A 5,903-nucleotide genomic window follows, 5' to 3' on the forward strand; every position below is an offset into this window, starting at 1 on the left:
TATTCGACTGCGGCGATGGTGTAAGGAGTGCGTCCGCTGGCGGCTATCCCGATCACCACATCCTTCTTGCCTGGCCTGAGCTTCGCGATGTCTTTCTCGCCGAGTCTGACGGAGTCCTCGCTTGCCTCTGTCGCGTGCGCCAGAGCTCTCTCGCCTCCGGCAATTACGAACTGCACCAGCTTCGGATCGGTGCTAAAGGTCGGAGGACATTCAGAGGCATCGAGCGCGGCAACGCGGCCGCTCGTTCCAGTGCCTACATAGATCAGCCGTCCGCCACGCGCGAGCGCGTCAGTGACGGCATCGATGGCGAGCGCGATTTGCGGCAGCGCCTTGCGCACCGTGCCCGCGACCTTGGCATCTTCGTTGTTGATGATCGTTGCGATTTCCAGTGCCGATTTCGTATCCAGCGCCTGGGAAGCGAGATTCTGCTGTTCGGTCGCAAGAGAAGAAAGGATTTCAGTAGTCGAGCTTGCCATTTGGTCTTTCAAGAGTTTACGGGAAGTCTGCCAATGTTTGTTCGCAGCACTGCTGAGGCCACAGCGCCCTCTGGTGTGCCATCCAACTACAAAACCAGCACGGGGGAGCACATCATGGCAGATCAGCAACGGGAATCACAAGAGCGCAGCAGAGACAGCAAAGGCACAGAGAAGTATGGGGCTGGACCAGGCAGTTCTGGAACGGGAAAGACGCGTCTGCAGAGCCACACGCCTGAGAACCGCTTCGGCGAACTCAACCCTTCGGCGCCGACCGAAGCCACTGAAGGGCCGAGCACGAATCTCGCGAGTACCGAAGCGGGAAAAACTCAGCCGGACGTCTCACGCGGCGAACCTGCGCGCGGCGAGAATCAGGCCAACGAGGGAACGATCAAGAAGCCTTCGGCGGAGAAGCACGAGGCAGCGTAGCTCCTATCCTTTGTCATTCCGAACGCCTGGTTTTGGCGGAGGAATCCCTACGGACTCCCCGAATGCATGTTGTGACCAATATCTAGGAGCAGGTAGAGATTCCTCTCTCCTGCTCACGCGAAAGGCACGCGTGAGCATCCGCTCGGAATGACAAGAACGCAGGCTACTGCAAATCCGAAGGCCAATCGATGTGGATCTGATCGACCGCGCGCTGCGCTTCACGCATGGCTCGATCGATGTCTCCGCGGTGCGCTTTCATTTCCGCTGACGCGAGTTTCATCGAGTGCTGAAGGTCGCGATTAATGTCCTTACGATTGCGAATCATGTCGCGATGTAGTTCCTTCATCGCTTTATTGATCGCGTCGTTGATTTCGCCTTGATGATCGGCAAGAGCATTGGCAGCATTCGCCCAGCTCTCTTCAAGTTCCGGCCCGATGCTGTCCAGCGTTCCCGCCGCGGCTTCGATTGCGTTCTCTACTTCTGGTGAATCATCCAGCAGAGCAGAGCTGTCGGGACCACGACGCGGCGGCACTGACAGCGAGAGCGTCTGCTCTTTCTTGTCACGCATGATGACTACAGAGATCTTTTGTCCGCGGGCGCCGCGCAGGGCGTCGTTCCAATCGGAGCTGTCGGTAATCTTCTGGTCGCCTGCGCGAACGATCACGTCTCCGGCGCGCAATCCTGCGCTCTCAGCCGTGCTGCCCTTCTGCACCGAGCGCACCAGCATGCCTTCGCCGTCCTTCACTCCAAAGTAGTCGCCGAGCTGCGGGCTCAGGCTCTCGAGCGTAACTCCCGAAGTGGTACGAGCGCGGACGATGGTCTGCTCCCACGTACGTGGAAACGCGGGCATCGCCGGCATGGGTGGCATGGGTGGAACTGCAGGCACTGCAGGCGGGGCAAAAGCAAAGTCGTGCGGCTCACGCGGCCACATGGAAGATTCGAACTTCTTGCGATCGGCAAGTTGCACTTTGACGCTCTGTTGCTGCCCATCGCGCATGATGTCAAGGGAAATGGTTCTTCCAGGGGGAGTCTCGCGCATTAACCGTTTGAATTGCTCTGCACTCTCGACTGGAGTTCCGTTGAAGCCGACGATGACGTCGTTCTGTTTCAGACCCGCTTTTCCTGCGGGGGCGTCCTGATCGATCTGCGTGATCTCAACACCGCGATCGTCCTTCAATTTGAGCGCCTGGATCCGATCGCTGTTGAGGTCTGCCACTCCAACTCCAAGATAGGAGTGCCCGCTCGATTCAGAATCAACGATCACCGGAGTTCCGATAAAGTGTCGGGCTCTCGGCGCCTGCTGCGCGGAAACTGGAACTCCTGCGGAAACGAGCAGAGCCGTTGTTATTAAGTATGTGTGCTTCATAAAATGCCTCGTGAGAGGCAGTAGGCGATAGGCAGTAAGCAATAGGCTGAGGCAAAACCTTCTCACTTCCCTATCGCCTACTGCCCGATTCGGAGCCTATTGCCTATTGCTTATCGCCTACTGCCTACTGCTATCTTTTCAGCGCGATGAATTGAATTTTTCCGGTCGATGTATGCAGCTTCAATGTTGGGCCACCGCCGTTCAGATCGCCTTCTGCCGACATCTCGCGCGGACCATAATCGCCGCCCTCCGACTCGATGTGAATGCCGGGCAATTCGCTGCGGATCGCATCGCGAGTGGTGGCGACGTCGATGCTGGCATGAACGCTGACCTTCAAATCAGACGGAAGATAAACGACGATGTCACCAACGCCGGTATCGAGCACTGAATCGCTAAACTTGCCGTTCATAGTCATGAACTCGGCAGTAATAGCACCCGCGCCGGTCTCGGCGCGCACGCTGCGTGTGACCTTGAAGCAATGAATGCTGCCGCTGCCGGTCTGCGCGCGAATCGGGCCGGCACTGCCCCCGGTGAGACGAATGCTGCCGCCGCCGGTCTCAACGTCCATCAGGCCGCTGACGTTGCCAATCTCGATGTTGCCGCCGCCGGTCGAGCCGTGCAGATCGCCGCCGACGTTTTGCACATAGATGTTGCCGCCGCCGGTTTCTATTACGGCATCGCGCTTTACGTTATCGACACGAACCGATTCGCCGCCGGTCGAGGCGTTCAGCTTGCCGCCGACGGTGCCGATGTTCACGCGGCCACCGCCCGTGCGGATTCCCAAATCAGCATTCACGGCGCCTACGTTAATTGAGCCTCCGCCGGTGCTGGCAGTCACGCTGCCACTGATGTCGTCGAGATCTACGTTGCCCCCGCCCGATTCGGCGTCAACGCGTCCGTTCAGGTGAGTGAAACGCAGACTGCCGCCGTCAGTTTTGGCTTTAATGACATCGACGCTGCGCGGCGTGGTGATGTTGAACTCAACCGAGCCGCGATGCCAGTTGTCGCCGCCCTCGCCGCCGAAATACGCCGCGTCTCCCTGGCGGTTGGCTATCACGCGCAGGTTCTCGAACATGCGCCGCGCACTATCCTCGGAGGAGGCGCTCACGCGCTTGCGGATGGTGTAAGTAATGTTGGATTGCTGTGCGCCGGTTACGCTCACGCCGCCGGCGTTGGTATGAATCTTGATGTAACGCGAGGCGGGAAGAGTGCCGGTAGTCTCCTGCACCCAACAACTGCCGTCGCGGTAGATTTTCGTTGCGCCATCCGTCTGGGCTACGCCTGCTGCGGCGAGCGCCAGTAGTAGAGCGGGAAGCGCGAAATGGTTGCGAATCACTGCCAAAGTATTAAGTTCCTCTTCTTCTATGCGCGTTGCTAAGCTGCTAGCTCCTAGCTGCTAGCCACAGCCGTTTGCCTCTGGCTAGTAGCTAGAAGTTGGCGGCTACCAGCTTTTTATTCAAAATCCGGGAGGTTCGCCAGGACACGCTTCGACTCTCCCTGGATGTACTTATCTTTATCCTGCTGTGCCAGCGCGGCCAGCGCCTGACGCACGCTGCTGTCGTTCTTCACCGTCTCCAGCAGCGAGATCGCCTGCGTGCGCACACCGGGATTATTGTCTTTTAGGAGCGCTTCGAGCACCGCGTCGCGAACCTGCTGGTCGTCTTTCACATACGAGCGCAATCCATCGAGAGCCTTCAGGCGCACACCGGGATTGCGGTCGTAGCGCAGCGCATACATTAGCGCTTCGCGCACACGGCTGTCATCGGAGTTCTTTGCCAGCAGATCAACCGAATCGAGCCTCAGCCCCGAATTGATGTTATTGCGCGCGGCGAACAGCAGAAGCTGCTGAATTTTGGGATCGTTGATCGAACCCTGCGCCTGGTCGGTGTAAACCTTGTCGTACTGAATCTTGACTTGATCGCTGCCTGGATCTTGAGTGATGCCGCGAATGCCGGCGATGGAGGCGGAATCTACAGGGGAAGGAGTGTTCCCGATTTGGGCAATTGTTCCGGAGTCGGTGTGAGTCTTGACTTGCCAGGTGGTCAATATTCCGGCCGCGAATCCAATCATCAGCAGAGCCGCCGTGAGAGCCGGAGCAAACTTCATCGACTGCAGCCATCCGGCAAAGTCGAAGGTGAAGCGATGCCACCCGCGACTCGGCTCCTCGGACTCAAGCGCCTCGGAGAGCCGCATTCGCGATCCGGCAAGCAGGTTCGGCGAGACCTCCGGCAGCGGAGCGGCCGACATTGCCAGCCGGAATCCGCGCACCGAATCGAGCTCGTTCTTGCACGCGGAGCAGCGCTCCACGTGCCGCTCGAGCTCGTAGCGCTCGTCGTCCTTCAGTTCGTCGTAGACGTAAAGGGCTGCATTCGCCCGTGTCCATTCGCAGTTCATCATTGCCACACTTTCATAAAAAGCATTCGGCACTCGCCAATCAGCAGTCGGCTAAAACTTCATCGATCCGCTCGAATCAAGCACCACACGTACACCCTCCATCCCTATGTCATCCTGAGCGGAGGAGGGCTCCCGCGCGCTTTCTCCAGCGCGGGAAACCGGAGTCGAAGGATCTTGTGTTTTGCCTTCAAAGTCCATACTGATTGCTTCGACCAAAAAAACTATCGCCCTTCGGCCAACACCTTCAAAATCTGCACAAATTCGAAGCTGTGTCCGCGCCGGTAGGCGCGACATCCGCAGTCTTCTTCGCCGTAGTCGGAGTGTTCCGCTACAGCACGACGCGAGGCGGCGCCGAAGTTTCCCATTTCGGGATCGGCCGTCAAAACCGTGCTCGCAGAATTATGAATTTCATTCGTCATTGTCGTATCCATCGCTTTCTATAAACCCAATCCTTACCTCATTGACGCGAGCGTGCCGCGCAGCTTCTGCGTGGCCCGGAACAGCGTGTTCTTGGCTGTCTCTTCGGTCGTATTCAACATCTCGCCGATGGTCCGCAGCTTGAGTCCCTGATAGTGCTTCAGCTCGAAGACCATACGCTCGCGCGGCGTCAGTTGCTCTAAAGCTTTGTTAATCTTGCCGCCGAGCTCGCGGCGCATCAGGTCGCGCTCGGGATTGGCTCCGGAGCGATCGTCCGCCACCATGTCGAGCAGGCTGTGCTCCTCGCCGCTGGAATCGACCATCACTGGCGAATCCTCGCGCCGCGTTTTTTTCTTGCGCAGATGGTCGAGACAAAGATTCGTTACGATCCGATACATCCAGGTATAGAAGGAGCACTCGAAGCGGAAATTGCCGAGATGGCGATAAGCCTTGAGGAAGGCTTCCTGATAAATGTCCTGCGCCTCAGCCTCGGAGCCGGTGAGATGCAATGCCAGGCGCAGCACGGCCTGGTCGTACTGACGCACGAGTTCTTCGAAGGCAGTGCGAGAACCTCGCTGCGCCTCGCGAATCAAGTCGGCATCGTTGACCCGGTTGAGTGCCTGGCTCACCATCGGACTCCCAGCCGGCGCGACCGGCCGGGCAATATGGTCCTCTCTGGCCTTCACTCCCCGCGCCTGACCAGCAGTCGGCATGGAAGTTGGTGCGGAGCCGAGGGCGATCAGGCCGCCCGCCACTGCGGCTAGACTTGGCATTTCCACTCCTGTGTAATCGGGCCTGCGCGATTGGCTAAATCTTTTACTTAC

General features: G+C 58.5%; 7 protein-coding genes. 1 reads left to right on the plus strand and 6 read right to left on the minus strand.

Going from position 1 to position 5,903, the window contains the following annotated elements; all coding sequences use genetic code 11:
- A partial coding sequence (locus tag VFU50_20035) for an N-acetylmuramic acid 6-phosphate etherase (protein ID HEU5235158.1) occupies window positions 1-476 on the minus strand: 476 nt, incomplete at its 3' end.
- A gap of 33 nt (window positions 477-509) precedes the next feature.
- On the opposite strand from VFU50_20035, the gene VFU50_20040 reads away from it, so the two are divergent.
- Window positions 510-902: a hypothetical protein gene (locus VFU50_20040; protein ID HEU5235159.1), complete on the plus strand. Its 393-nt coding sequence runs from the start codon at window positions 510-512 to the stop codon at window positions 900-902.
- 163 nt (window positions 903-1,065) lie between these two features.
- On the opposite strand, the gene VFU50_20045 is transcribed toward VFU50_20040, so the two are convergent.
- The 5 genes from VFU50_20045 to VFU50_20065 all read right to left on the minus strand — a co-directional run bounded on the left by VFU50_20045 (window position 1,066) and on the right by VFU50_20065 (window position 5,711).
- Window positions 1,066-2,268, minus strand: a complete 1,203-nt coding sequence (locus VFU50_20045; protein HEU5235160.1) for a PDZ domain-containing protein — start codon at window positions 2,266-2,268, stop codon at window positions 1,066-1,068.
- Window positions 2,269-2,398: 130 nt separating this feature from the next.
- Window positions 2,399-3,604, minus strand: a complete 1,206-nt coding sequence (locus tag VFU50_20050) for a hypothetical protein (GenBank protein ID HEU5235161.1) — start codon at window positions 3,602-3,604, stop codon at window positions 2,399-2,401.
- 116 nt (window positions 3,605-3,720) lie between these two features.
- On the minus strand, window positions 3,721-4,665 hold the full coding sequence (locus VFU50_20055) for a HEAT repeat domain-containing protein (protein ID HEU5235162.1): 945 nt from the start codon (window positions 4,663-4,665) through the stop codon (window positions 3,721-3,723).
- 218 nt (window positions 4,666-4,883) lie between these two features.
- On the minus strand, window positions 4,884-5,081 hold the full coding sequence (locus tag VFU50_20060; GenBank protein ID HEU5235163.1) for a hypothetical protein: 198 nt from the start codon (window positions 5,079-5,081) through the stop codon (window positions 4,884-4,886).
- 33 nt (window positions 5,082-5,114) lie between these two features.
- The gene (locus tag VFU50_20065) at window positions 5,115-5,711 is read right to left on the minus strand and encodes a sigma-70 family RNA polymerase sigma factor (protein HEU5235164.1); all 597 of its coding nucleotides are present in this window, start codon (window positions 5,709-5,711) and stop codon (window positions 5,115-5,117) included.
- Window positions 5,712-5,903 lie beyond the last annotated feature (192 nt).

Source organism: Terriglobales bacterium, from assembly GCA_035764005.1.
GTDB lineage: Bacteria > Acidobacteriota > Terriglobia > Terriglobales > Acidobacteriaceae > Gp1-AA112.